Genomic DNA, 26,732 nt, shown 5'->3' on the forward strand with positions numbered 1-26,732 from the left:
CCCTGGAGCCCCCAGAAGCGTTATCCTACTATCAGCTATTGTGATCACAATTACAATGGCTAGCAAGACATTATCAGAGGAAGACACTAAAACGTGTTCATTCAATTAGACAAACACTCGCCGATCGATTTAGCACCCGCGCCCAAAGCCAATTCGGAAACCGTCACCCAGTGGGTCTATAACACCCTGCGCGAAGCCGTGCTGGCAGGTCATATTATGCCGGGCAGAGCCCTGACCATTCGCGAACTGGCAGGACTGCTGGGGGTCTCGCCCATGCCGATCCGCGAAGCCCTGCGCCAGCTGTCCGCCGAGGGCGCTCTGGAAATCCAGGACAACCGCCGCGTTCTGGTTCCGCGCATGACCGCGGTGAAATTCACCGAGCTGGTGGACGCGCGCATCGTACTTGAAAGCCACTCAGCCTCCCGGGCGTTGCCCTACATCAGCCCGACCATTGTCAAAGAGCTAAGACGGCTGGACGCGGCCATTAACGCCGCCCACGACTCCGGTCACGACGAGGATGTCTTGGTGCTTAACCAAGCCTTCCATCGCACCATCTACAGTGCCAACCCCCACCAGGTAACGCTGCCATTAATCGAACGCCTGTGGCTACAACTTGCACCATTTATGCGCGTAGCCACCACCAAACTGGAGCAGTACTACAAAATTGATCGCCACCAGGAGGCACTGGACGCCATCTCTCGGAGCGACCCTTTGGCACTGCAATTGGCCATCAGCGCAGACATCCGCGACGGCTGCGCCTTTGCGCAGGATCCGGAATTGCTGCAGGAAATGCTCCACGTTTGATACCCGTACTCCGGAGTCGTCAGGAGGTGTTGTAATCTTTCCCACTCTTCGATAATGTGATCACAATATTGTGATCACATTACAGGTGCGTACGCCATGCCTTCTCTCCAGTCACTTCAGCAACGAGATGCCGAGCACCACCTGCACCCCTTTACCAATACCGGCGCGCTTAACCGTAAGGGCACGCGTATCATCACGCGTGGAGAAGGGGTCTACCTATGGGACGCGCAGGGCAACAGAATTCTCGATGGGATGTCCGGTCTCTGGTGTGTCAATTTAGGCTATGGTCAACAGGAACTGATCGACGCTGCGCAACAGCAATTGCAGACGCTCCCCTACTACAATACGTTTTTTCAGACCAGTCATCCCGCCGCCATCTCACTGGCAGAAAAACTTGCCGACATCACACCTGGCGATCTCAACCGCCTCTTTTTTACCAATTCCGGTTCCGAAGCCATCGACACCATCATCCGCCTGGTGCGCTATTTTTGGTCGCTCAAGGGTAAGCCAGAAAAGCATATTCTTATTTCAAGACATAACGCCTACCATGGCAGCACACTGGCAGCAGCCTCTCTGGGCGGCATGCGCCCTATGCATCGCCAGGGAGCGCCGCTGGTGCCCGGCATAGAACACATCTGCCAACCTTATTGGTACGGTGAAGCCGACGGTCTGTCCCCGGCGGAGTTCGGCCGTCAATGCGCCCTGGCGCTAGAACAGAAATTGATCGACGTCGGCCCGGAAAACGTGGCTGCATTTGTCGCCGAGCCTATCCAGGGGGCCGGCGGCGTCATCGTCCCCCCGGACAGCTACTGGCCGGAGATTCAACGTATCTGCCGCGAGTACGACATCCTGCTGGCGGCCGATGAAGTGATTTGCGGTTTCGGGCGCACCGGTGCTTGGTTTGCCAGCGATACCTTTGCAATCCAACCGGATATCATGTCGATGGCCAAAGGCTTGTCATCCGGCTATCTTCCCATCGCCGCCGTGGCGGTCGGCGATCGTATTGCGGAGCAATTGATCAGCGCCAACGAAGACTTCAATCATGGTTTTACCTACTCGGGCCATCCCACTGCCGCGGCCGTTGCACTGAAAACCATCGAAGTCATGGAGCGTGACCAGGTCATACCCTGCGTTGCCGAGGATACCGGCCCCTATTTCCAACAACGACTGAGGAGTGTTCTCGGCGATCACCCTCTGGTCGGGCATATCGAAGGCCGGGGATTGATGGCCGGAATCGCCCTGGTTAAAGACAAAGAGACACACAGTCCATTTCCCGCCGGAACCGATTTGGGATTAATTTGCAGAGATCATTGCTTTAAACAGGGATTGATCATGCGCGCAGTGGGTAACCGCATGGTGCTTGCGCCCCCACTGATTATTACTCATGCCGAAATAGACGAGCTCTGCGCGATTGCCAAACGGTGTTTTGACTTGACACTCGCGAGCACCCGAGCCGCCGGGAGTTCTTGATATGCCTGTTGCCCCCCATGAGAAAAACAAAGCGCTCGCACGACTCATTGACCATATGCGGCTGCCCAATTTTCCCCAAGAATTATGCCGCTATCTGGCTGAAATGGTGCAGTTCGATACCTGTCTCATGCTGCTCTATCAGCGTGCAGAGGCGCCGATCTTCGTCTACACAGAATCCACAGAAAAAAGTCGTGCGCTGCAAAAGTATCTGCAGACGGATTATCGGTTGGATCCGCTCTACCTGACCATTTTCGGCAATGGTGCCTCCGGCGTCATTCGTCTAAAAACCATTCAGCCAGAAAGATTCAGCAGCTCCGCCTACTATCAGGACTGCTATCAGGAATTTCAGTTGGAAGACGAAGTTAATCTGGTGATTCCCATCGACGAAGATGCCTACTTTACGGTCGCGCTCGGTCGAAAATCCCGCTTGGGATCCATAAAACGCCAGGACCTCATCCAGTTGCGGGAACAGGTTTCTGTATTGAGCGCTTTGACACAACAATTCTGGCAGGTCTGCGCAGAGAACTACAGTCCAGAAACCTCCGGCGGCAGCACCCTGGCGCTCGCCCTGCGCACCTTTGGCCAGGGGCTGGTGACCCGTCGCGAGCAACAGATTCTGGTTCTGGTGATACAGGGACTCAGCTCACAGGCGATCGCAGAGCAACTCAATATCAGTCTGGGAACGGTGAAGGTCCATCGCAAAAATATCCACAACCGATTTCACACCACCGCCCATGCGGATCTTTTCGGATTGTTTCTCAATCATCTGAATCAATTGGAAATGCGCAATGCCGCCTGACCCATGCGCACAATAAACAGGAAGCACCCAGAGTTTCTGTGGGCTACTGTCGGGCATATACGAGGGTTTCCTCCAGAGCCAGCCCCATCAGAGAAATAATCTCATCGACCTGAGCCGGTGTCGTAATCAGTGGCGGACACAATGCCAGGGACGATGCCGCGACAACGCGACTGATCAAACCGTGACGCTGACACGCCTGACCTGCGTAGCTTGCCAGCTGAGCGGTTGTGTGCTGACAGCCGTTGATCCGGGTTGCGTCCAATTCAATAGCAGCCAACATTCCCTGCCCTCGAACCTCACAAACCAATGGGTTTTCTGCAAATGTTGCCAGGCTCTGTTGTAGGTATTCTCCGGTCTGTGCCGCCAACGCAAAGATAGAATCACGCTCGTAAATCTCGAGAGTTTTCAAACCCACGGCGCAAGCCAGCGGATGCGCGGTATAGGTATACCCATGACCAAAGACACCCAGATCACGACAAGGGTCTACCATGGCCTCATACATGTCACCTCGAATTACCGCGGCTGAGATAGGTACATAGGAGGATGACAATTGTTTGGCGAGACTCATCATATCCGGTGTGAATCCCATGCTCGTTGAACCGAAATCACTCCCGGTGCGACCAAAACCGGTAATCACCTCATCGGACCATAATAAAATATCGTACTTTCGCAACAGGGCCGCGACCTTGGTGCTGTAGCCCGCGGGGGGAACAATGACACCACTGGCGCCGGTAATTGGTTCGGCAATAAAGGCTGCGATGGTTTCCGGCCCTTCACGAAGAATCAGTGTTTCCAGGTTGGCGACCAGACGATCCGTGAACTCCGTCTCGGATTCCCCTGGCAAGGCGCCGTGCAGATAATGCGGCGCATCGGTGCGTAGAATACCCAGAGCCTCCATCGGCAAATCAAAATGTGTGTGATTAATGGGCAGTCCGGTGAGACAGGCCGCCGCAATCGTCACGCCGTGGTAAGAGCGCTCGCGGGCGATAATTTTACGCTTCTCCGGTTTACCCTGGGCAGCAAAATAATATCTCAGGAGTTTAATCTGAGTGTCGTTGGCGTCACTCCCTGAACAGCCGAAAAAAATCCGGGCATCGGCAACCGGCAGCATAGCCGCCAACTTGTCTGCCAATTCCATTCCGACGTCGTGAGTCCTGCCGCCAAACATATGCGCATACGACAGGGTTTCCATCTGCTGTGTCGCCGCCTCGATTAACTCACGGTGGTTAAAACCCAGCGAGGCGCACCAGAGGCCGGACATCGCCTCTAGATAAGGCTTACCGGTATCGTCATAGATGTAGATGCCATCACCCCGGACAATCTTTAACGTTTCTGTGGCCGAAAAATTGGTGGTTGGATAGATCAGAGCGGACACGCGACTAGGTTCTCCTCAAAGTTGAAATCGCTATGGCGACTCCCAGTGGTAAGTATCAGACCATAGTTTCACACCCTAGAAAATATCACCAGAGAGGTATGGAAGACGCGCGGCCTCTTCTCTTAACGTAGCTATGCTAACAAGGCATTCTTTCTCTCCCTGCAGGAAACTTCATGGCATGATCCAGGCCAGCTCCTACCCTGATTCTTACTACGCCGCATCGACAGCGTCACAGCGGCAAGCGGTCCCGCTGCAGAATACGCCAACCTCGGCGGATGTCTGTGTTATCGGTGGAGGCTTCACAGGACTGTCAACCGCAATTCACCTACTGGAACGCGGATACTCGGTCGTATTACTGGAAGCCAATCGTATCGGCTTTGGCGCTTCCGGGCGCAACGGGGGGCAGATCGTCAACAGTTACAGTCGCGATCTGGATTTTATCTTGCGTCATTATGGTCCGTCGGTTGCCTCAACGCTCGGCACCATGGCCTTCGAAGGCGGCCGCATTATTCGCCGCCTGGTCTCGCACTATCATATTGACTGTCACCTGACCGACGGTGGTATTTTTGCCGCTTGTAACCACAAACAATTTAAAGAACTTATCGCCAAGAAACAGCTGTGGGAAAGCCATCAACATACCCAGCTGGAATTGATTGACGCTGCAGACATCTCAACGTATATCGGCAGCGCCCGATATAAAGGCGCACTCCTGGATCACAGTGGTGGACACATGCACCCCCTGAACCTCGCCTTGGGAGAAGCCGCAGCCATCGAAAGCCTGGGCGGCAAAATTTATGAACAGTCGCCCGTTACCGATATTAAAAAAGGCGAGCGGCTCACTATCGTCACCGAAAAAGGCTCTATCACCGCTGACTATGCCGTGGTTGCAGGCAACGCCTATTTGTCGGGTGTGCTACCGGAGCTGCAACACAAAGCCATTCCCTGTGGTTCACAGGTCATAGCGACCGAGCCATTGAGTCCTAATCTGCAGCAACAACTGCTGCCGCAAAATCATTGTGTTGAAGATTGTAATTACCTGTTGGATTACTATCGGCTCAGTGGTGATGGACGTTTGATTTACGGGGGTGGCGTTACCTACGGGGCTCGAGAACCCGATAAAATCGAAGCCCTGATTCGCCCTAAAATGCTGCAAACCTTTCCCCAGTTAGATCGGGTAGCGATTGACTACACCTGGACGGGAAATTTTCTGTTAACACTGATGCGACTTCCACAATTCGGTCGTCTCGACACCAACATTTTCTACGCGCAAGGGTACAGTGGTCACGGTGTTACCTCGACCCACCTGGCCGGAGAGTTACTCGCCAGCGCCATTCAGGGACAGGCAGAAAGATTTGATGTGATGGCGGGATTACCCCAATACCCCTTCCCCGGTGGTCAGCTGTTTCGCATTCCACTGACCGCCATGGGCGCCTTTTACTATCAACTGCGTGACAAATTGGGCATCTAGAGACGCCGCTCTGTGAACAAAAGCGGCTGATGTTACGAGAAAACCGGCTATTCCTGCAATCCCAAGCGTTGACGCACGATATCGACAAAGATGCTGGCGCCCACCGAAATCAGCGCATCGTCAAAATCATAGTCGGGTTCATGGACCATCACGCCGTCCTGCCCCAGAAAAAAATAGGCTCCAGGGACTCTGTCCTGAAACGCGGCAAAATCGTCGGCAAATGGATAGGGCGGAATATCTGTCGCAACATTCTCTTGGCCCAAAATCGTTTGACAGGCCTCTGCGGCGACGGCCGTGCAGGTGGGATCGTTGACGCACGGCAGCCCCTCGTGTTCGATTTCTACGGTAATCTTGCAGTGATAAATCGATTCGTAACCAGCGCAGGTCTGCCGGATTCTTTCGACAAGATCTTTCTGTACCGTTTTCGACAGCGTGCGTATCGTGCCCTGTAACATCGCTGTATCGGGAATGATGTTGCGGGCCGTACCGGCATGAAACTGTCCCACACTCACCGTCGCCGTATCCTGTGCGCTGACGTAGCGCCCGATAAACGACGGCAGTTCAACGGCCAGCCGGGCAGCCACTTGCAAAGGGTCATGACAAAGGTGAGGCGAGGCACCATGTCCGCCCCGCCCTGCCACCAGAATATTGAAATCCGCGTAGGAGGACAGAGTGGGCCCCACGCGCAAACCCGCTTTACCTTTGCCCAGCAACGGCATGTTATGGCAACCATAGATTTCTTCAAACGGAAATTGATCGAGTAACCCATCGGCAAGCATTCTCTCCGCCCCCTCCCCGGTTTCCTCGGCCGGCTGAAAGATCAATACGACCCGGCCACGGCTCGGAGGATTCCGGGCGATATAGCGCGCGGCACCTAGTAGTATCGTTGTGTGACCATCGTGACCACAGCTGTGGGAGCAGCCATGATTCCTGGAGACATAATCGATTTCCTGCTGGGGCTTTTCCTCCATTGGCAGGGCATCCATATCAGCTCTCAGTGCAATACTCGGCCCTGGACACTGGCTGTCAATAATACCAACGACCCCGGTGGTGCCAAGACCGGCATGGACCTCAAGGCCATAGTCTGCGAGCGTTTGCTGTACGAGCTTCGCGGTCTCGCTTTCCGTAAAGGCAATTTCCGGGTGACGGTGAATCGTCTGACGAATGACCGCCAGCTCATCTTCGGCTTCTTTGAGTTCGGGAAGAATATTCATGAATTCTTACATTGCCTTTCGTTGTGAATCATTTTAAAAAAGGGGTTAAGTCATCTTCATTCGTTGAAGAAAGTCCTATCATCATCGAAGTGAAAACGGCCTAAATAGCTTCGATTAGACTATAGGGATCGCTCGTCTACGACGGAGCGACACAGATACATCAAAAGCAGCGATAACATCGCACAGAACAGCAGATAGAATGCGGGAATAAATTTACTGCCGGTCACTTCGCCCAGTATGGTCAACAAAGGGGGAGCCATTGCGCCAAAAACAATAACGCCTAAATTGTAGGTAAACGACATCCCAGTAGCCCGGACGTCTGCGGAAAAAAGGCGCGCGAAAATTCCGGGCGTTGGTGCCCATACCAGAGACAGAAACAGACAGCCGATTGCTTGTCCAATGATTAGGCGACTGTAGGTCGGATCGGCCAGCACATAGGCGAACAACGGATAGGCGCTCAACCCAAACAGCAGGGTCCCCACGACAAATATCTTAATCCCACCGATTCTATCGGCGACATTTCCGACCAGTAGTATCCCCACCATCAATATCACACCAGCGATGGTGTCACTCAAAAAAATGGCTTGGACAGGCAATTCAAGGGTGTGAACCACGTAGAAAGTCATATAAACGAACCAAACATAATTGGCCGCCCCGCCTATAGCAACAATCCCGAGTCCTGCGACAATGGCTTTGCGATGTTTCTTCAATACGGTCCGCAAAGGAGTTTTCGCCAGAGCGCCACTGGCTTTCATCTCTGAAAATGCCGGGGTTTCCGGTATTCTTGAACGAATATAAAAACCGACGGGAGCGATGATTCCTCCCAGGAGAAAGAGGACGCGCCAACCCCAGGTAGCCGCGTCTTCATCTCCCAAAAGCAATACCATACTCAGACCTAAACCTGCGGCCAGCAACGTAGCCAGCGCTTGTGCGAAAGTCTGGAAGCTCGCGTAAAAATAATGTCTGTCTTTGGGCGCATACTCAGCCAACATGGTGGTCGCGCCGCCGAATTCTCCGCCGACCGAAATTCCCTGAAGAATGCGAGCAATTATGATCAGTAGCGTTGCCAGTAAACCCCAACTGGCATAAGTCGGGGTAATGCCCATCAGCACCGTGGCAATGCCCATCATCACAATCATCGCGACCAGGGCCGGTTTACGGCCGTAGCGATCCGAATAGATACCCAACAGAATGCCGCCCAGAGGCCTAAATAAAAACGCAAAGGAAAAGGTTAGAAAGGTCAGTAACGTTTGAATAAAGGGATCGTCATCGGGAAAGAAGGCCTGCGCGATAAACAACGCGAAAAACCCATAGAGCATATAGTCATACCACTCCAGACCATTGCCGATCACCGATGCCAGTATGACTCGACGGGAAATTCCCTGGCAATTGTCAGAGACCTCTTTTGGCGAGTCATTGCTGGCCTTAAATACTCGGGTTACGATTTCACCCATACCGTCATACTCCCTTTTGTGAAATCGGTTGTCGATAAACTCAACGGTCTAACTGTCTCAACAACGTTTTATAGCGGCGCCCCCAAACGGGGGCGCCGTATTTTCACCGAAAAAAATTACGCTTTTTTTGGTCGATGAATTCCGTTACCACTTTTTGGATAGACTTAAACTGACAACTCGTCCGACGATCGTATGGTTATTGGGATCATAGGCAGTAGGCAGGTAATCAGTTGCGTTGGTACCACCGTCAATAAATGGAGGATCTTCATCAAAGACGTTATTGGCATTGAAAGACAGCGTCGTACCTTCGGCCACGCCTCCAAAGCGATCCAGAACCCAGTTCACATTGAGATCGGTCGTTAACCAGGCGTCAATACCGACCGGCGACGTATTGGAAACCGGAGCACCCGTCTCCTCGTCCGGAACCATGCAACTGCCTATCGCGCATTCGTAGCTGCTGACATAATTGACCGCCAGCGTCGCGCTCAGATCACCAAAGCGCGCGCTGACTCCCTGGCGACTGCGCCACTCGACCGGCGCCCCGAAGGAACTGTAGGTACCCAGTTGATCGACCTTGCCAGCGCCTGGAGCCACTTCCGTTTCGTACTTGAGCAGTCGGGTTGCATCGAGGAAAAATCGCAAATCGCCGCCTTTAATGGGTAGATTGTATCCCAGAGAAAGATCGATACCTGAGGTTTCAAGCGTCGCGATATTAATCTGCGTCGCGTTGACGATCATTTGTACATCGGAAGCAGAATCGGCCAATGGCGGCCCGAAAGTCCCCAGATATTTACCACTGTCCATCACCGACTGAACATCCGCGTCGTCGGGGCCGACATTCAATGCCGTAATGTACGGTGAGGTACCGGTGGCGAAAAACTCCGCAACAATCGCAGGAAAGGTTCCCCCTTGGATGCGCTGTATTCTGTCATCGATAGCAATATCAAAATAGTTAATGCTGGCATCAAATCCGGTCGACATAGACTGCCAGTCGAAACCAAATGAGAATGTCTCAGCGGTTTCCGGCTCCAGTACACCCTCGCCGGCACCACCGGAATTCACCAGAATCGTGAACGAGCAATCCTGGCCCGCAACGCCCGGTGTGCCGCTGATACCATTGAAACTGACCAGGTCTGAATCACAGGGCCCGAAATAGGTAGCCGGCAACGTATAAGCGGCATTTCCCCCAGGCAGCGGTTGCGGATCATCGTTCTCAAAGCGCATCGGCGGAGCGTGAAATGACGTCCCCCAGGAAGCGCGGAGCTTCAACCCGTCAGTGATGTGCCAGTTGATACCGACTTTTGGATTGAACGTCTCGTAATCGCCTGTGCCGCTGAACGACTCATAACGGCCGGCCAGAGAGAGGTCCACATTGGCGAGTACAGGAATTGAGACTTCGGCAAACACCGACGAAGCATCCCGCTCTGTCTCGGTATAATCCCCGGAAATCGGCGTCACAGATCCGGTATTATAGGTGACGGCCCCGGACATGGTTTCAACACGATAGTCCACACCAAAAGCCACGGCCAAGGCGCCGGCAGGCAGTTGGAACACTTCGCCGTTGGCGGTCGCTGATACTTGCACGACCTCCGAATCAAAACTCAGATTTTCGTAGCCATACAACTGACTAAGTTGCGTCTCACTCATGGGATCGGACGACCAGGGGTTGAAGGCTTCAAACTCTGTACCACACGCATCCGGATCCGCAGCAGAGGCTTGCAAGGCGCACTCAAAGGCATTGGTGGAACCGGTAAGAGAGACGTTGGCAAGCTGTTCCTGCCTTCTACTTTGCTCTTCGAGACTGTAGGAACTGCTGAGATCCAGACTCCAGGAGCCGCCAAGTTCGATCAGTGTTCCCAGTTGCAAGCCAAGACTATCAACACTGCTCACCCGAGTATCTGCGCGATCATCGGCGACATAGGCAAAGGGAATACTGGCATCGGCGGAATTGGTGTAACTGGAATCGATATCGTCAATGTAATAGGGATTGCTGGTCGGTAAACTTGACTCAACAGCAATCGAATAGCCCAGATCATAATTGGACTCTCTCTCGGAATAGCGAATATCGCCGTATAGAGAGACTGCCTCCGTCACATTGAAGTCAAAAGTTGCAAAATAACTTTTCCGCTCAATTTCCGGTAATAAGTCGAGTGCTTCATAAGGGTTGTAGGTGTTGCCAGTACCATCAGCACTGACATTGAGATCGCTATTGGTGAGATTCGTGTTGCTACCCGTTGTAGGATAGGCCGCAACAGCAGACGCTGGTGAACCGCCACTATCGCCATAAAAAATGTTTGCCGATGTACCGACATGCGTCGCATATCGCTGCCAGTTAACGCCCCCCAGGGAACTGAAATCATTACCAGAGGAATAAGGATCCCTGTCTGTGGCCGCGACATTGTCACGGTGATAGTATTCAAAACCAGCGACAAAATTTCCTTTCGAACCACTCTTGCCAAAAACATGACTGAAGGTCGTTTCTTCGCCTCCCCCCTGGGTGGCCTGACCGACTTTGAGCGTGGTTTCCGGTGCGTCTATGTCTCGCTTGGTAATAAAGTTTACAACGCCACCAACCGCATCTGATCCGTAGAGCGCGGAAGCACCATCCTGTACCACTTCGACTCTTTCGATCGCAGCCATGGGAATGTTTGAAATATCGACGAAATCCCCATATTGTCCTGAGGCAGCCACCCGCCGCCCATTGACCAATACCAGCGTTGACAGGGAACCCAACCCTCGCAAATTGATGCCCTGCCCTCCGGAGAGATTTGCCTGGGACGCGCCCTGATCCTGGCCACTTTGCACCTCGTCAGCAATACCGACGCCACCGGCGAAATTGCTGGGTAATTCCCGAAAGAAATCTCCCAGGGTGGACTTACCCGTTCCAACAATGTCTTCACTCGACAAATTCAGGGATTCACTGCCGACAAGGTCGGCACCACGTATGAAGGTTCCGGTAACAACAACCTCTTCTATATTATGTAGAGATTCATCGACTTGTGCCATGGATTCAGCACTATTAAAACAGAGAGATGCAGCCGCTAAAGGTAGGGCTAATGCAGACCTCCCGCTTGCTGATTGAGAGATTGCCGCGCTGAGGCGTTTTGTATTCAGAGGTAACATAAAGCATCCTAGTCACGATTTCATTTCCATACAGCGAGCGGACTGCGCAGTTTTTTACTGGCAAACCGGTGTCGCTACGTCACTCTCTCTGGCTGCAAACGAGGTGCGCCAACCGCAGTTATATTGCTAATTAATATATTATGTAGTATACGTCCCATATTACTCGTGACAATATCCCTTGGTAGGTATATCGGGCATTTTCCTCCGAAGCTATCGTGTTAATAGCACCTTGCAGAATCGCTGAAGGTTTCTTGTATAAGGTAATCGGTTTTCTTTTAGTGAAAAAATTTGGCAGACAGCTTTTTGGAAGAAGACATGGATCGGGATAAAGAAAGCACTGTGGCCTGAAAAAATGTCTTTCTCACTTCTATGATGATTACTTTGCCAGTCATTTCTATGGACAGATGTTTATGAAGATATTAAAAGTCATTGGCGTAACTCTTTGCTTAGGTTTAATAAACGCCGAGGTATTTGCAGAGCCTCCCGCCCTACCGGATATGCAGCCAATCACCCTACCCAACACCACGGAATTTCTACTCTCTTCCGAAGACCAGTCAGAGCCGTTTCGAATTATGGTCGCCGCCCCTGATGTGCCAGCGCCAAAAGAAGGATACGCGGTCATCTACGTCACCGATGGCAATAGCATTTTTGGCGCTCTTAGAGATGAGCTGCGACGCCAACTATCCGACTCTTATCAGGTTCCAACGTTACTCGTTGCGATTGGTTATCCTGAGGACAAACCATGGAATGATGTTCGTCGTGAGCATGACTTAACGCCAAGTATTCCTGGATTCGCTGACTTGCATGGTCCCTGGGGTGAAAAAGTTCCTAATATTGGTGGTGCCGATGACTTTCTTGAATTTATCGAATTCACCTTAAAACCTATTATCGAATCTAACTATAAAGTTAATAAATCACGAGAGACCCTGACCGGACATTCTTTCGGAGGGCTATTTACGCTCTATACTTTTTTTACCAAAAATACGTATTTCGATAATTATGTTGCTATGAGCCCCTCGATTTGGTTGGGCGATGAATACATCCTTAATGCAGAAGCTCAATATCGGGGTCGCTACCGGGATTATCCCGACTCGACCAAGCTTCTTATCACTGTGGGTCAATGTGAACAAATTATTGGAGAATGCGATCCCGCATTGAAAAGCTCTCCGGAAAGAGATATTTGGTTGGTAAAAACGGGGCGTATGGTTGATAACGCACGAGCAATGCAACAGCGTCTGTCGGCGATCAAGGGATCAGCTGTGCAAGTTCAAGTCATCAATGGCGAACATCACCTTTCGGTCATTAGTGCTTCAATAGCGAGAGCAATGTGGTTTGCGGTTGGGAAACTTTAATGGATGCTCGACAAGCATCCTTATGACACCAGGTTGTCGACATCTAGCATGCGCCTTAAGCAATCTATAAAGATGGGCGCATTGCTTCTGGTATAGGCGCTAAAATATCCTGCCGAACATCATTAACCTTATAGACCATTTTCCTGACGTGTCTCTTTCCAGGATCAGTTAGACAAATCGAGTATGCACGACCATCCTGCTTTGACTTTTTTCGTATAGCCCATTTATTTTTTACCAGCCTGTCGACCATTTCGGCTAAGGTGTTACGATCAAAGCCACTAATTTCTGATAGCGTCGTGTAAGTAGCGTGGGGATTTTGATAAATAGTTACTAAGACAGAAAATACCTCTCTCGATACCGAGAACTCCTCCATATGAAATCGAAATACATCACGAGATTGTTGGTGTGCACGACGCAACAGATGTCCTGGGGTCTTCTCTAGATCAAATGCTAAAACCTGTTGATCTGTTGAAAAATTGGCGCTGTTATTTTTTGGCATATTTTTCCGTTAATTCGTACGGCATACAATATATGAATCATTAGAATAGGAATTATATTTTATTGAGTATGAATTTTTTATCGAAAATATCCATATATTTACTATTAATTATTTTGTACAAAGGTAGCGATATTCTTAAAGAATAATATTTTATAGCTCCAAAAATTAAGTATGGATCTGCAGTAGAAATCACGGCGACCTTATGAATAACCTTGAGAATTCTTGTTTGCAAAGTTATTGCCGTATCGATACTCAAACAGATATGATGTATACGACATAATAACGATGCTATTTTAAACTTAGATATTTTTCCCGTAAAAAATATTTGAAGTAAATACTAGAGAAAGAGCTTAGTGAGAGAAGATCTTGGCGTACCAGGCATTCCATTGGTCGCGATGACAATATACTTAGCAGAACATTGGTAAGAGGTTTTAAATGGAAGTATCTGCATTTTCTCGCGTTTTAAAAACACTACATAACGTTATTCAAGAGCAGGCATCTTTAGTGATAAATAAGAATGGCCTTCGCTTTTTGGCCGGCATAGGGATATCTATGGCGGTTAGTCACACTTACGCCGCACCGCCACAAAATAATGATTGCTCAGCTCTCGCTCATCAATCATTGGAAATGGCCGCAGATCATCCGGCAATGATTATTTCCGCAGAACAGGTTACAGAAGCTTCTAAGTCTTTGACCGCCCAGCAATCCTTTGGAAAGCGCAGTATTGTTCAAGGAATGCCTGTAGGGGAAGGTATAAAAGCACTTCCTCCCCACTGTAGAATTGAGGGCTATATCGCCCCATCCGTAAGATTTCTTGTACTGCTACCAGAAAAAGACCAATGGAATAAGGATGTTCTCTATGCTTCCTGTGACGCTTTCTGTGGGGCCGTCGGGGAAGATATGCCCGTTCCCGGCTTGCTTCATGGCTTTGCCAGTATCACCACCGATGGTGGACACACCAGTAAACGACCTTTCGACGGTATCTGGGGTTTTAATAATCGTGAAGGGGAAAAGGACTTTGGTTATCGTGCCTCCCATCATGCAGCCCAGGTTATCAAAGCCGTTGCCAAACTCTACTATGAACAGGATTATCAACACGCTTTTATCACCGGTTTTTCTAAGGGTGGTCACGCGGGTATTAAATCGGCGCTGAAATATCCGGAAGATTTCGACGGTATTTTGGCGCGAGCCCCTGTTGTTCGATACCAGGAAATCAATGCGGTTAGAATTCCGTGGATTGCGAAAGCCAATACCCGTGAAGATGGCTCTTCAATCCTTATGGCCTCAGACATCCCGCTACTACATCAGGCGGCCATAGAATCCTGCGACCAGGTTGATGGTTTAAAGGACGGCATCATCGATGATCCCAGAGCATGCAGTTTCGATCCACAAATCCTGGTTTGTGAAAACGGTGCTGACGAGAATTGCTTGTCTCAAGAAAAAATTGATGTTGCTAAAAAGTTCTATGAGACACCCAAAGGCCCTTCTGGAAAAGAGGTTTACCCGTGGGGACTGGAAGTGGGTTCGGAACTTGACTGGCCCTATTTCCATGCTCCTGTGGCCTCACAGGCACAGAGTTTTAGTAGCGCGATTTCCAGCTCCTATATTCGCTACCTCGCCTTCCCTGAAGATCTCGGTGCAAGCTATGACTGGAAAGATTTCAATCCAGAAAAAGAGGCTAAGAAGCTGAAACCTATGATGGATATCATGGATGCCACTGAGCACGATCTGAAAGCATTTCGGGATTCAGGTGGTAAGCTCATGATCTTGCATGGTTGGTCCGATGGTGCCGTTAGCGCGAGGATGTCGTTAGAGTGGTTCAATAAAATGGAGAAAAAGATGGGAAGCGATGTGGATGACTTCGCTCAGCTCTATCTGATTCCCGCAAACAGTCATGGAGCTAACCCTGGCGACGGACCCAATGTGAATGAAAGTCTAGAGGCTCTCAAGCAGTGGTTGGAAACGGGAGACGCTCCCGACAAACTGTTGTTGAAGCAGCTGAATAAAGAGGGAGACTTGGTTCGCAGCCGACCTGTTTACCCCTATCCCACTACAGCCAAGTATTCCGGCCAAGGTGTTATCAATGATGCTACGAATTTCGAGCCCTATGACTCAAAGTAATAATGGCTAGCAACGTTTTGCGTTTGTCTTAATTACGGCGGTATTCCTTGAGTCATTGGTCAAAATAGTGATCACGTGAATACCGTTTTTTTAATCTCTTCAACGTTCAAATTTTTTTGATAAAAGAATAAAAGACGTTGTTCCTAGAATACCTTCTATCTGTCGAATTTGGTCGATGATCTTATCGAGACTTTGACTATTTCTCGCTCTTATTACCGCTATATAATCGTAATCGCCGCTGATCGTAGACAGTGATTTTACGGCGCTTAAGTTTTGTAGCTGTCGTACGACGCCAATCGGTTCCGGACTTTTAACATCAATCATCACGTGGGCAACCAAGCTATCATTGATGACGTCTAGATCGAGATCTATTCGGTAACCTTTGATGATTCCTCGTTTTTCTAGGCGAGCGATTCGATCTTTAACCGTAGAGTTCGACATGTCAAGTTGGCGTGCGAGTTCTGCAACGGGTAAGCGTGCGTTTTCCTGCAACAGATCTATTAAACGCCGATCAATATCATCAACCGTTAAATTCACAAAACCACCGCTACTTTGCTAATAAAAAGAATAAAGAACCGCAGAATATAGCATTTTTTTCGGCAGCTCCCACCACTAGACTAATAAAAATATTTTGATTGGAGGAACAGACCATGGAAAATGTCGTTGTCGTTGGAGCAGGAAAGATTGGCAGTGTTATCGCGAACTTGTTGGCGGAGACAGGGGATTACCGTATTCTACTAGCGGATAAAGAAATCGATACCAAAATCCAACAAAGTATCCACTATCCTATTGATTATCAGCACTTGGATGTTACGGATGAGAAGTCGCTGAGCAATATCCTTAAGGGACAGTTTGCCGTCATCAATGCGCTTCCCTACCAGTATACTGAATCTGTTGCTAAATCAGCGGCCAGCAATAACGTTCATTACCTGGATCTTACAGAGGATGTTGCGGCTACGAAGCTGGTAAAATCCTATGCTGAAGGCGCTCGCAGTGCCTTTATTCCCCAGTGCGGCCTAGCGCCAGGTTTTATCTCTATCGCGGCTAATCATATTGCCAGCCAATTTGATAAGATCAACGACCTACATTTGCGGGTCGGAGCCCTCCCCCTCTACCCCACGAACGCGCTTAAATACAATCTCACATGGTCTACTGATGGGTTGCTGAATGAATACTGTCGGCCATGCGAAGCCATTGCAAACGGAAAGCTAATTCAAACTCTGGCGCTTGAAGAATTAGAAACCTTTACCCTCGATGGCGATCGCTATGAAGCGTTTAACACCTCTGGAGGATTAGGGAGCCTCTGTGAGACTCTGCTCGGTAAGGTAGAAAACCTCAATTACCGCTCTGTGCGCTATCCGGGACATAGGGACATAATGAAGTTACTGTTGCAGGATTTACGTTTGAAGGATGATCAAGAGCTGTTGAAACAGGTTTTTGAACGAGCACTACCCAGAACGCTCCAAGATGTTGTCGTCATATTTATAAGCGCAACAGGCTACTCTAAGGGAAGTTTTCTACAGAAATGTTATGTGAACAAGATCTATGGTCGCCAGTTCAATGGGCAGCTTCTGGGGGCTATACAAATTACGACTGCAGCCAGTATCTGTGCCGTTTTGGATATGCTAGTAAAAGGCGAGATTCCACAGAGCGGCTTTATTTGCCAAGAGGACATTAGCTTTTCAAAATTTATAAAGAACCGCTTTGGAGAGGCATACGCAGGCAAAGCTGCGGGAGACTGAGCTGTATCCAGTTGTCGCTGTTTCGCCTATAGAAAATGATGCCTGACCTCTTGGAATAAATATTTGATTGTGCATTATATCGTGTCAGGTATCTGCCCTAGAGCAACCAGAAATATTAGCTCTAGGGTTTTTACTCCAGGATTTTTCGCTACTAGTGAGATAAAATGCTAAAAGTCACATCGAAGGGTTCGAAGCTGGCTAAGAATCTTTCATCATCTCAATGCTCCTATCAATTTAGTTGTAGGCGTACTGAAGTGCTAGGGACATCCCCACCGTAAATAACACTTCCCTCTACTGACAAATGCTTCGTTTTTTTGACACCTTATCCGTATGATTCTGCCGTTCTTCGATCATTAAATGAAAGCTTTTAACATTCATGATTTTCCTTCCTGAAAAAACAGTGTTGTTAAACCCGGTTACAGCGTCAGATCTTTTTATACAGAGCTTCAATCACCTTGGAAATTGAAGCCATTTCCCGGCGCTGATAGAGCGTAATTTCATCAATAACTTCTGCACCCAGCGCCTCTTCGAAAACTTCCCGATTGACGTCGGAATTGTAGGCGCTTTGTGCGTTATCCCCCAGATTTGATTGGAAAATTCCGGCGGCGCTAACTGGGAGGAAGTCTTCGTAAGTCATCGGGCTGACGGTGACAACACCGGCGGCGATTAACGCATCGATATCTGTGACATCAATGTTGTTCGGTAATGTCACATTCGGCGCGAGGCGATATTCGAAGAAACCCAGCTCTTGCTGGCGTATTTCTTCTGCAGTATCGGGAAATTCCGCAAACGCCTCGCCGAGAACTCGCTGATGCGCATCATTACTCAGCCCGCGGGTCAGCTCTCGAGAATTGGTGAGCAGTTTGTCGTAGAGCTCACGCCCCTTGGCCGTCAATGCCTGACCCCGTTGTTCGATTTCTCCAAAACGGGCGGTGTGAGAACCTTCACTGTCATCGGTAAAGTGGATCGCTTCATCCAGCGCTTTGAAACTCGTCTGGCGCAAGAGGATCGGATTCTCACGGCGTGGCGGCCCTTCGATAATCAGTTTGGGGTCGATACCAACCTCGGTCATCCCCATCTGCACCGCATCGATATCGAGGGTGCGAGGCGTGAGATGATTAATGTGTGGGCCATGGAAGCAAACGATATCGGCAATAAGGCGATGTTCACTGTGAAGCGCTTCATAGGTCTCTTTATCGACAGTCGCATCAGAATGCCAACGAAACGTTTCTAGAGCCTCATCGACAAAGCGTAGTGCTTCCGTCTCGGTTAATCCGCCTTTGTGCTCGCAGCGTTCGATTAACGTTTTCACACCCGGCGTAAAAATATCACGCTGGGCAAGGACTTCCGCGGCATGTTTACGCAGAGGCTCACTTTCAATCAATTCCAGACGCAAGAGTGATGTAAATACACGAAATGGATTTATCGCCAAGGAAGTGTCATCAATCGGACGAAAGCAGGTGGAGTGTACGGGAACGCCTGCTGGGGACAAATCATAATATCCAACTGGATACATGCCCATGACCGCAAACAGCCGGCGCAACATAAACAATTCTTTCGGCTTGCCGATACGTATCGCACCATGGCGCTCTACGTCCAAGCGGTGCAGTTCATCGTGAGCCTTCAGGTGCTGCGCCAGTTGTGGATTTACGTCTAACGTCTTATTGTTGACCTGCTGTACCAGTTCCAGCAAATTGGAGTACTTGGGGACCTCTTTCTGGTACATCGCAGACATGGTTTTGGAAAAATGATCCCGGATTTCATCGGTAGAAAGAAAGGGTGCCGTCATCTTCTTGATCTCTCTCGTGTACATTTGGGGTTAACAAATTTCAGGCGTTTTGTGCGACTGTTTTACAATCGCCAATAGCGCCTGTAATGGGTGCTGTAAGGGCCTGTTCGAAAACCGTGCGACCTGACTTCCTTAGCCCCAGCATGAAGGTTTTTTAAAGAACCCGATTCTTGTGCCGGAAGACGTCCAGCACCAGACCACTGCTCAACGATTGGCGTAATCCGTCGTCAAAAGCAATGATGACCGCATGCCGGCTTCTACAAGTGCTATTTTTAAAGCGTTTTCAGTTGCTTCTACGCCACAGTTGGTGGGCATGAATCCTATGGAAAAATACCGTAACAAACTCTTACAGAACCTCACATATTTTTAGACAGCCAGGGCGCGGAAGAATATTAAAAGCGGAGTGAATGAGCTAACCCACTTGTTAATGCACTGACTCGACGATGCAGGGATGATTGCAACCTATGTTCATCCCGCCAATACCGATGATAAAACATCCACCCGCTTCATCTCAGCGGGTGAACGACACCCAACGATTTACAAATCTGCAGAAATTCCACGCATCAACTCTTATTCAAGGAAAAACCCTGTTGCAATGAAAACAGAGCTTGGTAAGAGTCTCAAACGAAAATAATTCTCCAATACATTCCAAAAAGTAATTCTCCGGTTCGGCTTTACTGGCATGAACGTACCAATCCGAACCCAGGCAATTGAAAGTTCAGCTAATTCGTATCAAAAATATTCAGCTCCGGTGATGCAAAACAAAGATACTATTTAGAGTAGGTATCATAAGTGCCCTAACACCCATCCGATAAAGGCTTTTACCTTTTCCTGATTAGCTTTATGTTCAGGGTAGGCGAGATAGTAAGCTTCTTCACTGGTTTTTGTGTGTTCCCACGGAATCACCAAATCCCCCCGCTCCAATTCTTCCTCAGCCAGGAATTTCGGTACCAGCGCAACACCGCAACCCACTTGAGCGGCGCGCAAAGACATCAAATAATTGTCGAATTTGGGACCGTGATAGCTGCGCTCGGTGTATAGACCTTGCTCAGCAAACCAGTCGTGCCAGGCTTCAGCTCGGGTCGCACTTTGCAGGAGAACCAATTTCGCAAGTTCTAGAGGATCAGCGATGCCACCTTTGGGTAAAAGCGACGGCGCGCACACCACACACATCTCTTCTTCGACCAACTTGACACATTCCGCCTTGGGCCATATGCCGTTGCCGAAGAAAAAGGCCACATCCACCCGCTCTTCAACTAAATCAAAATGTACTATGCGGTTAACAATATTGAGGTATACCTGTGGATGTTTAAGGCGAAAGCCTTTCAGTCGGGGGATCAGCCAGCGCACTCCAAAGGTTGGTAAGGTGGTGACATTGAGAACTTCACTCTGACCACCATAAGACTGCATATAGCGGGTGGATATTTCGATCTGTGCGAGAATACGTCGAACTTCTGTCAGATATAAAGATCCCTCCGGTGTGACTTGCAGGCGCTTACGAACGCGGCGGAATAATGGATGGTCTAACATGGACTCTAGCTGAGCAATCTGCTTGCTGACGGCGCTTTGGGTCAGGCTTAATTCTTCCGCTGCGCGGGTAAAACTGAGGTGGCGGGCTGCCGCTTCAAAGCATTGCATGGAGGCGATGGTGGGCAGATGGCGACGGATCATCAGGAAGAGCCTTGCATGAATTTTTGGAATGATGTTGTTATAAATGATCGCTTGTTCCTGGACCTACTTGCAATCAAAATTTAATCCTGGATTAAAAAATATTTTAACGGAGCGAGAATGATTGATTCCATCATGCAACGACTTGGCGTTGCCACCAATCTGTTTCAAGATGGCGACCATCCCGTCTATTCACCTGTCGATGGCAAAGAGATTGGCCGTGTCACTCTGGTCTCGGCCGACGCTGTCGCTCAGTCAATTACCGATGCATACGCTGCCTTTAATATTTGGCGCAACGTGCCAGCTCCCCGTCGCGGCGAACTGGTGAGATTACTCGGCGAAGAACTGCGCAAACATAAAGAAGACTTGGGCACCTTAGTAACGCTTGAGTGTGGCAAGATCTATCAAGAAGGTCTTGGTGAAGTTCAGGAAATGATCGATATCTGCGACTTGGCTGTGGGTCAGTCTCGTCAACTTTTTGGATTAACCATTGCCTCTGAAAGACCCGGACACCATATGCGTGAAAGCTGGCATCCGCTCGGCGTGGTCGGTGTTATCTCTGCTTTTAACTTTCCCGTTGCGGTTTGGGCTTGGAATACCGCTCTGGCGCTTGTCTGTGGTAATGCCGTCGTCTGGAAGCCATCGGAAAAAACCCCATTGACCGCGCTAGCCTGTCAGGCGCTGCTGGAAAAAGCGATGGCAGCTTTTGGTGAGGATGCTCAAGCCGGTCTAAGCCAGTTGGTTATTGGCGATCGCGATGCCGGTGAGGCGCTGGTTGATGATCATCGTGTGCCTCTGATCAGTGCTACCGGCAGCACTCGAATGGGAAGAGAAATTGCCCCGCGAATTGCCAGTCGCTTTGGCAAAAGCATTTTGGAGTTAGGCGGCAACAATGCCATGATCCTCTGCCCCAGCGGCGATTTAGATATGGCGGTACGAGCAATCCTGTTCTCTGCAGTCGGTACCGCAGGCCAACGTTGCACCAGCTTGCGCCGCTTGATCGTGCATGAAAGTATCCGTGAAACGGTATTGGAACGGGTCAAGAAAGCCTACGCTAATATCAGTATTGGAGATCCCATGGAGGGTAATCTGATTGGGCCGCTGATGGATGAGTCTGCATTCAATGCCATGCAAACCATGTTGGCGAAATCCCGGGATAAAGGCTATCGCGTCTTTGGTGGCGAACGCCAGCTGGCTGACATTTATCCCGATGGCTACTATGTCGCCCCAGCCATTGTTGAAGTCTCCGAGCAAGACGAACTTGTCCGCGAGGAAACCTTCGCGCCAATTCTCTACGTCATGAGCTATCAGAACTTCGACGAGGCTATGGCATTACAGAATAATGTTCCCCAGGGGCTATCTTCCTGTATCTTTACGACCGACGTAAGAGAAGCGGAAATATTCCAGTCTGCCAGTGGCAGTGACTGTGGTATTGCCAACGTTAATATCGGTCCTAGCGGCGCTGAAATCGGTGGTGCTTTCGGTGGTGAAAAAGAGACTGGTGGTGGTCGTGAGTCCGGCTCCGATGTTTGGAAGAGCTACATGCGTCGACAAACAAACACCGTTAACTATTCACGTGAGCTGCCCCTAGCTCAGGGTATCAAGTTCGATTGATCCGTTAAATCCCAAGTGAGCTGTGACGAGATGACTCTGACTTCTCTGTACGGCTCAGATTTGGATAACGCGTTTAGCGGCAAGGGAGTGCACTCTTATCAGGAATTCAATGAAGAATGAAAGAACAGTGTTTGTGGCTTGAAATACCTCCAGTGAATCACTTCGGGTCTGACGGAGTATGACCGGTTGGTTAAGGCCAGTAATGGCACCGATCGTTGGTTATCGCCCATTAACCGAAGTTTAATGCCCTTCTGTAAGTCCCGTCATACTTGGCCTACAGAGCTTTTTGCAATCTATAGGGGCAAAAACCGTAGGACCCCAATGTGGTAGGTATCGCAGGCTTTTTGGTACCACTCATAACCATCGACCATAATGGCTTTGCTTTGGTCGGTCAGTAATTCTAAGGGCACTGACTGTGACCGGTTGTCTCGGTAGTGATAGACAACCGCTGACTGCATGCCGAAGGTGGCCATCAGCCAAAGATAGCTTTTGCTCTGTGCCGGTTTACCCGGTTCATCCAGTACCTGCAGTGTGGTTTCATCCAAGTGGATGAGTGGTTGTTGCTGGATATGCTCGGTAAGTAGATTGATCAATGGCTGAACCAGTTCTCCACACTTCACCATCCAGTTGGCGAGATTGGTTCGGTCTAAGGCAATACCGATACGCTTAAACATCTCGCTTTGGCGATACAGCGGCAAGGCATCGGCATACTTTTGTACGGCTATAAAGGCTAGTAACCCTGGGCTGGCGATACTCTTTTCGATGGGTTGTTTTAGCTTGCTCGCCGTAATGATGTGTTGCTCGCAGCACGGGCAAGCGTATTTTAAACGGCGATGTCGAAGTACTTTGATTTGTGCCGGGATTATATCCAGCTGTTCATGATCTTCGCTGCCGATGACGTCCAGCGCAGTACCGTCTTTCGGACAAATCTTTTCCTCGTCTGGTATATCGTGAATGATCTCTTCACGGGGTAACTTAGCGGGAATACTGACACGAGGACGAGTTTTGCGTTCGTGGCTTTTTACGGTAGAGGTTTCGGTGACGACGTCGTCGTTCAGCTCCTCGGCTTCATTAAATAAGCCGAGCTGATTGACCGATATTTTCTCCGAAGAATTGCCAAAGCGCTTTAGCAGCAATCGTTGGATTTCTTCTTTTAATGCGGCCAGCTGCGAATCACGTCGAGTGATCTCTTTATCTTTTTCAGATAACAGCTCTCGCAGCATTCGATTTTCTTGTTCAAGGGCAGCCATGTCATCCATTGCCGGTATTTTACTCGAGCCTAGACAACATCTCGATAGTAAATCGGTAAATGTGGATTAATTTTGCTGATATCAAAGCCTCTGAGTAACCAACACCACTGCTCATGATTGAGCGTAATGATTTCATTGCCACCCAGGCGAGGCCATTTAAATTTATCGCGCTCCAAACGCTTTTGCCAAAGCGCAAAGCCCGTCTGATCCCAGTAAAGCACTTTGAGCTGTCGCCGAGATTTATTACAGAAAACGAACAGACTGGCCCTAGTTATCGGCAGCGCCATCGAATCGGCTACTATGACAGATAAGCCATTGATCGACTTACGGAAGTCAACCGGTGCCTTATGAAGATAGATAGGAATGTCATTGCGCCATTCGATCATGCCAAGGCTCGTATCACATCCGCGAGATAGGCTGAGGGCGTAGATTGCGGCAACTTAATCTTAACCCTGCCAATTTCAAGTTCGATAGAACTACGACCAGGTCTAGGCTGAGCTAATATGACTTCAGTGAAAGCCGGGGCAGCAGTGGCATCCTTTGCTATAAGTTTACTGCGTTTGAGACTGAAGTATTTTGGATTGAGGTTGCGCTGTTTACAAAACTCAGTTTGAGTTTGTCCGCTGACTTCGAATTCCGCGATGAGTGATTGCCATTGCTGGCGTGTGAGTCGAGCCATGATCATCCTCCGAGGTCGATTTGCTTGGAGGTTAATTGAAGGAAGGTGTTAACGACAGGGTGTGGTTGCTTCGGCGCTTACCCCGTCGCATCAGGATCATGATGAGCAGCTCGTATCCTGACCAAGATCTCTTCCGTACCCTTGTTGGTCGCCTGAACACCTCATAAACCATGCCGAATGCTGTCCCCGGCATGTTGATAAACAATGGGGGTGAGGGGGAGTTGCGCCTGAAAATGGTAACTCCGATCAAATATCCGTGTGAATCTGGGAGAAGATCCCGGATAGCCGCTGTCGCGGCTTCCGGGATGACAGTGTTGGGTGTTGGTGCAACATGCGGGCTAGAGCCTCGTCGAATGAGGCCTAAGTTATTTTTATCAGACTTTAACCATGTATATTAATTTAAAACCGGTCAAAGGAAGCCGCAGCACCCATTGAGAGGCTTGTATCATAGTTATGATCATAGCGCCTCTCAATTCTAAAGATACGATACCTACGTGTCCGAACTCCATCACCGGGTAATTGCACGTGCCTCCGAGCCTACATTCAATTTTAAAAATAAGGAGGCAATAGCTGCGACACCCGAACCCACGGCCATTATGATAGATACTTGCGGTAGCGTATAATTCTGCGAAAGAAGCACGCCAACAATTATAGGGGATAGAATCGCTCCTCCTCTACCAATTCCCAGTGCAAACCCAGTACCGAATGCTCGCGTGTTGGCCGGGAATACGACCGCCATTGCCGCATACATGCCCGCTACGGAAGATTGACAGAAAAAACCTGCGAGAGCTGCGTAAAAAGAAAACTGATCAATTCTCGCGGGCGTGTGACCAAACAATACAATTGCGACAGAGGACATCGCTAGAGAACTCACAAGTAGAATTTTAAGATTAATTTTAAGCGCGATAAACCCAAACAATAGTGCGCCAATCAAACCCCCGACACTTGCCCAAACTAAGACAGTAGCAGATAAAGACGGAGAGAATCCCATCTGTGCAACGATAGCTGGAATCCATTTCAGAACAAAATAAAAAGTCACGGTATGAAAAACATATACGGCGGATACTAGTATAGTTTGAGTTCGAAGCCCCTTTTTAAAAACATCCGTAAATGATCCTTCAGTATTCGTCTCATTTTTTACAATCAACTCATGGATAATAACTTGGTGACCCAAAGTCTTTAACGATCGATTGATCTTATCCAGCGCGCTTTCTGGTCTTTTCCTCGCCAACCATGGAATTGATTCCGGAACGAAAAAATAAATGAAAGGCAAAACACACAGCGTAACTATTGCGCCTAACATGAAAATAGATCGCCAGCCTGACTCTTCTAGTAGAGAAGAAGACACCATCCCGCCAAAAATACCTCCAAAGGCGAAGCCTACGACCATAAACGAAATGCATACCTTTCGATACCTTGCGCCAGATACTTCTGCTGTCAGTGCATTGGTTGTTGCTAGCATACCACCAATACCAACACCGGTAATAACCCTACAAATGGACAATTCAAGCACACTATTTGCGTAGACACTAAGGTACATTCCTAGCGCCATTAGAATCAGGCATAACATCACTGTTGGCCTACGTCCTTTGGAATCGGCCAAAGCGCCCATTAACAGAGATCCAATACCCATGCCAATCAATTCCATCGACAAAACGATTCCCAACGCACCTCTACTGATATTCCACTCCATTAGAATGCCGGGAGCAGCAAAACTAATAGACAGTAAATCGAAACCATCTAATGCAGTAAGTATGACTGCAATGCCTACTACAATAAATTGTTGCAACCTCATAGGCGCTTGATTTAGATAACCGATGGGATCTGTATTGTGAGTCATTTTATTTCCCTGAGTAAACATGACGATTTAGAGTGTAAAAACATGTATCACTAAGACAAGAGCCAGACTACACATGGTCTTTCAAAATGTTGCATCGCGAGCCGAAACAAGCTGTCGGCGCAACCAGTAGTAGCAATCGATCCACTCTCGGTAAGGACTTCCACGTTACCCGATGGCCGACGCATGACGGCGTAGGATATCATCCTGGAATATTCTCTAGAGAGTCCGACGACTTGAAGATACTCCGAATAGGTTGTGATACCTAAAACAGAACAATCATCCGTTAACCATCGTTTTCCCTTGCCATAGAAAAAACGAGTTGGTTCACCATTGACCTTTTCAATGTGGAAATTAGGACTGTTGGATAAATTAATAACCTTATTATTTTTGATCAACTTATTATTAACAACCGCATACTTGGGAAGATTTAACGATTCCTGTGTAGAAAAACCAGGTTTTACGAATCCCAAA

General features: G+C 49.2%; 21 protein-coding genes. 9 read left to right on the top strand and 12 right to left on the bottom strand.

Going from position 1 to position 26,732, the window contains the following annotated elements:
* Positions 1 to 93 precede the first annotated feature (93 nt).
* The 3 genes from ACXAFR_RS23925 to ACXAFR_RS23935 all read left to right on the top strand — a co-directional run bounded on the left by ACXAFR_RS23925 (position 94) and on the right by ACXAFR_RS23935 (position 3,073).
* On the top strand, positions 94 to 804 hold the full coding sequence (locus ACXAFR_RS23925) for a GntR family transcriptional regulator (RefSeq protein ID WP_475181849.1): 711 nt from the start codon (positions 94 to 96) through the stop codon (positions 802 to 804).
* A gap of 96 nt (positions 805 to 900) precedes the next feature.
* Positions 901 to 2,274 (top strand): aspartate aminotransferase family protein, encoded by a 1,374-nt coding sequence (locus tag ACXAFR_RS23930; RefSeq protein WP_475181850.1) that lies wholly within the window; start codon positions 901 to 903, stop codon positions 2,272 to 2,274.
* A 1-nt stretch (position 2,275) separates the two neighbouring features.
* Positions 2,276 to 3,073: a response regulator transcription factor gene (locus ACXAFR_RS23935; RefSeq protein ID WP_475181852.1), complete on the top strand. Its 798-nt coding sequence runs from the start codon at positions 2,276 to 2,278 to the stop codon at positions 3,071 to 3,073.
* A gap of 43 nt (positions 3,074 to 3,116) precedes the next feature.
* On the opposite strand, the gene ACXAFR_RS23940 is transcribed toward ACXAFR_RS23935, so the two are convergent.
* On the bottom strand, positions 3,117 to 4,448 hold the full coding sequence (locus ACXAFR_RS23940) for an aminotransferase (protein WP_475181854.1): 1,332 nt from the start codon (positions 4,446 to 4,448) through the stop codon (positions 3,117 to 3,119).
* 178 nt (positions 4,449 to 4,626) lie between these two features.
* Here ACXAFR_RS23940 and ACXAFR_RS23945 point away from each other — a divergent pair, with 178 nt between their 5' ends.
* Positions 4,627 to 5,916, top strand: a complete 1,290-nt coding sequence (locus ACXAFR_RS23945; protein ID WP_475181855.1) for an NAD(P)/FAD-dependent oxidoreductase — start codon at positions 4,627 to 4,629, stop codon at positions 5,914 to 5,916.
* Between the two features lie 47 nt (positions 5,917 to 5,963).
* On the opposite strand, the gene ACXAFR_RS23950 is transcribed toward ACXAFR_RS23945, so the two are convergent.
* The 3 genes from ACXAFR_RS23950 to ACXAFR_RS23960 all read right to left on the bottom strand — a co-directional run bounded on the left by ACXAFR_RS23950 (position 5,964) and on the right by ACXAFR_RS23960 (position 11,707).
* Positions 5,964 to 7,130 (bottom strand): amidohydrolase, encoded by a 1,167-nt coding sequence (locus ACXAFR_RS23950; RefSeq protein WP_475181857.1) that lies wholly within the window; start codon positions 7,128 to 7,130, stop codon positions 5,964 to 5,966.
* A 119-nt stretch (positions 7,131 to 7,249) separates the two neighbouring features.
* Positions 7,250 to 8,584: an MFS transporter gene (locus tag ACXAFR_RS23955; protein WP_475181860.1), complete on the bottom strand. Its 1,335-nt coding sequence runs from the start codon at positions 8,582 to 8,584 to the stop codon at positions 7,250 to 7,252.
* 144 nt (positions 8,585 to 8,728) lie between these two features.
* Positions 8,729 to 11,707, bottom strand: coding sequence for a TonB-dependent receptor plug domain-containing protein (locus ACXAFR_RS23960; protein WP_475181861.1), 2,979 nt, complete (start codon positions 11,705 to 11,707; stop codon positions 8,729 to 8,731).
* Between the two features lie 410 nt (positions 11,708 to 12,117).
* Here ACXAFR_RS23960 and ACXAFR_RS23965 point away from each other — a divergent pair, with 410 nt between their 5' ends.
* Positions 12,118 to 13,059, top strand: a complete 942-nt coding sequence (locus ACXAFR_RS23965) for an alpha/beta hydrolase (protein ID WP_475181863.1) — start codon at positions 12,118 to 12,120, stop codon at positions 13,057 to 13,059.
* 64 nt (positions 13,060 to 13,123) lie between these two features.
* Here ACXAFR_RS23965 and ACXAFR_RS23970 read toward each other — a convergent pair whose 3' ends face one another.
* Entirely contained in the window at positions 13,124 to 13,558 is a 435-nt protein-coding gene (locus tag ACXAFR_RS23970; RefSeq protein ID WP_475181865.1) for a MarR family winged helix-turn-helix transcriptional regulator, read from the bottom strand.
* Positions 13,559 to 13,993: 435 nt separating this feature from the next.
* Here ACXAFR_RS23970 and ACXAFR_RS23975 point away from each other — a divergent pair, with 435 nt between their 5' ends.
* Positions 13,994 to 15,679: a tannase/feruloyl esterase family alpha/beta hydrolase gene (locus tag ACXAFR_RS23975; protein ID WP_475181866.1), complete on the top strand. Its 1,686-nt coding sequence runs from the start codon at positions 13,994 to 13,996 to the stop codon at positions 15,677 to 15,679.
* Between the two features lie 99 nt (positions 15,680 to 15,778).
* Here the strand turns inward: ACXAFR_RS23975 and ACXAFR_RS23980 are convergent, their stop codons facing one another.
* On the bottom strand, positions 15,779 to 16,216 hold the full coding sequence (locus ACXAFR_RS23980; protein ID WP_475181869.1) for an Lrp/AsnC family transcriptional regulator: 438 nt from the start codon (positions 16,214 to 16,216) through the stop codon (positions 15,779 to 15,781).
* Positions 16,217 to 16,329: 113 nt separating this feature from the next.
* On the opposite strand from ACXAFR_RS23980, the gene ACXAFR_RS23985 reads away from it, so the two are divergent.
* Positions 16,330 to 17,421 (top strand): saccharopine dehydrogenase family protein, encoded by a 1,092-nt coding sequence (locus tag ACXAFR_RS23985; protein ID WP_475181872.1) that lies wholly within the window; start codon positions 16,330 to 16,332, stop codon positions 17,419 to 17,421.
* A gap of 424 nt (positions 17,422 to 17,845) precedes the next feature.
* Here the strand turns inward: ACXAFR_RS23985 and hglS are convergent, their stop codons facing one another.
* Positions 17,846 to 19,210 carry a 2-oxoadipate dioxygenase/decarboxylase HglS gene (gene hglS / locus ACXAFR_RS23990; RefSeq protein WP_475181875.1) on the bottom strand — a complete coding sequence of 455 codons (1,365 nt, stop codon included), beginning with the start codon at positions 19,208 to 19,210 and terminating at the stop codon, positions 17,846 to 17,848.
* Between the two features lie 451 nt (positions 19,211 to 19,661).
* Between hglS and ACXAFR_RS23995 the strand changes: the two genes are divergently transcribed.
* Positions 19,662 to 19,844, top strand: a complete 183-nt coding sequence (locus ACXAFR_RS23995; protein WP_475181876.1) for a hypothetical protein — start codon at positions 19,662 to 19,664, stop codon at positions 19,842 to 19,844.
* Between the two features lie 152 nt (positions 19,845 to 19,996).
* Here ACXAFR_RS23995 and ACXAFR_RS24000 read toward each other — a convergent pair whose 3' ends face one another.
* Positions 19,997 to 20,881 (bottom strand): LysR substrate-binding domain-containing protein, encoded by an 885-nt coding sequence (locus tag ACXAFR_RS24000; protein WP_475181879.1) that lies wholly within the window; start codon positions 20,879 to 20,881, stop codon positions 19,997 to 19,999.
* 117 nt (positions 20,882 to 20,998) lie between these two features.
* On the opposite strand from ACXAFR_RS24000, the gene amaB reads away from it, so the two are divergent.
* Positions 20,999 to 22,492, top strand: coding sequence for an L-piperidine-6-carboxylate dehydrogenase (gene amaB, locus ACXAFR_RS24005; protein WP_475181881.1), 1,494 nt, complete (start codon positions 20,999 to 21,001; stop codon positions 22,490 to 22,492).
* A gap of 293 nt (positions 22,493 to 22,785) precedes the next feature.
* Here the strand turns inward: amaB and tnpC are convergent, their stop codons facing one another.
* The 4 genes from tnpC to ACXAFR_RS24025 all read right to left on the bottom strand — a co-directional run bounded on the left by tnpC (position 22,786) and on the right by ACXAFR_RS24025 (position 26,261).
* Positions 22,786 to 23,742, bottom strand: a complete 957-nt coding sequence (gene tnpC, locus ACXAFR_RS24010) for an IS66 family transposase (protein ID WP_475181883.1) — start codon at positions 23,740 to 23,742, stop codon at positions 22,786 to 22,788.
* 29 nt (positions 23,743 to 23,771) lie between these two features.
* Positions 23,772 to 24,128, bottom strand: a complete 357-nt coding sequence (gene tnpB / locus ACXAFR_RS24015; RefSeq protein WP_475181885.1) for an IS66 family insertion sequence element accessory protein TnpB — start codon at positions 24,126 to 24,128, stop codon at positions 23,772 to 23,774.
* Positions 24,125 to 24,421, bottom strand: coding sequence for an IS66 family insertion sequence element accessory protein TnpA (tnpA, locus tag ACXAFR_RS24020; RefSeq protein ID WP_475181888.1), 297 nt, complete (start codon positions 24,419 to 24,421; stop codon positions 24,125 to 24,127). Before tnpA ends, tnpB begins: the two co-directional genes overlap by 4 nt.
* A gap of 508 nt (positions 24,422 to 24,929) precedes the next feature.
* A complete protein-coding gene (locus ACXAFR_RS24025) occupies positions 24,930 to 26,261 on the bottom strand; it encodes an MFS transporter (RefSeq protein WP_475181890.1) in 1,332 nt (443 codons plus the stop codon).
* Between the last annotated feature and the right edge of the window lie 471 nt (positions 26,262 to 26,732).

This window comes from Pseudomaricurvus sp. ABR4_320 (assembly GCF_056159445.1).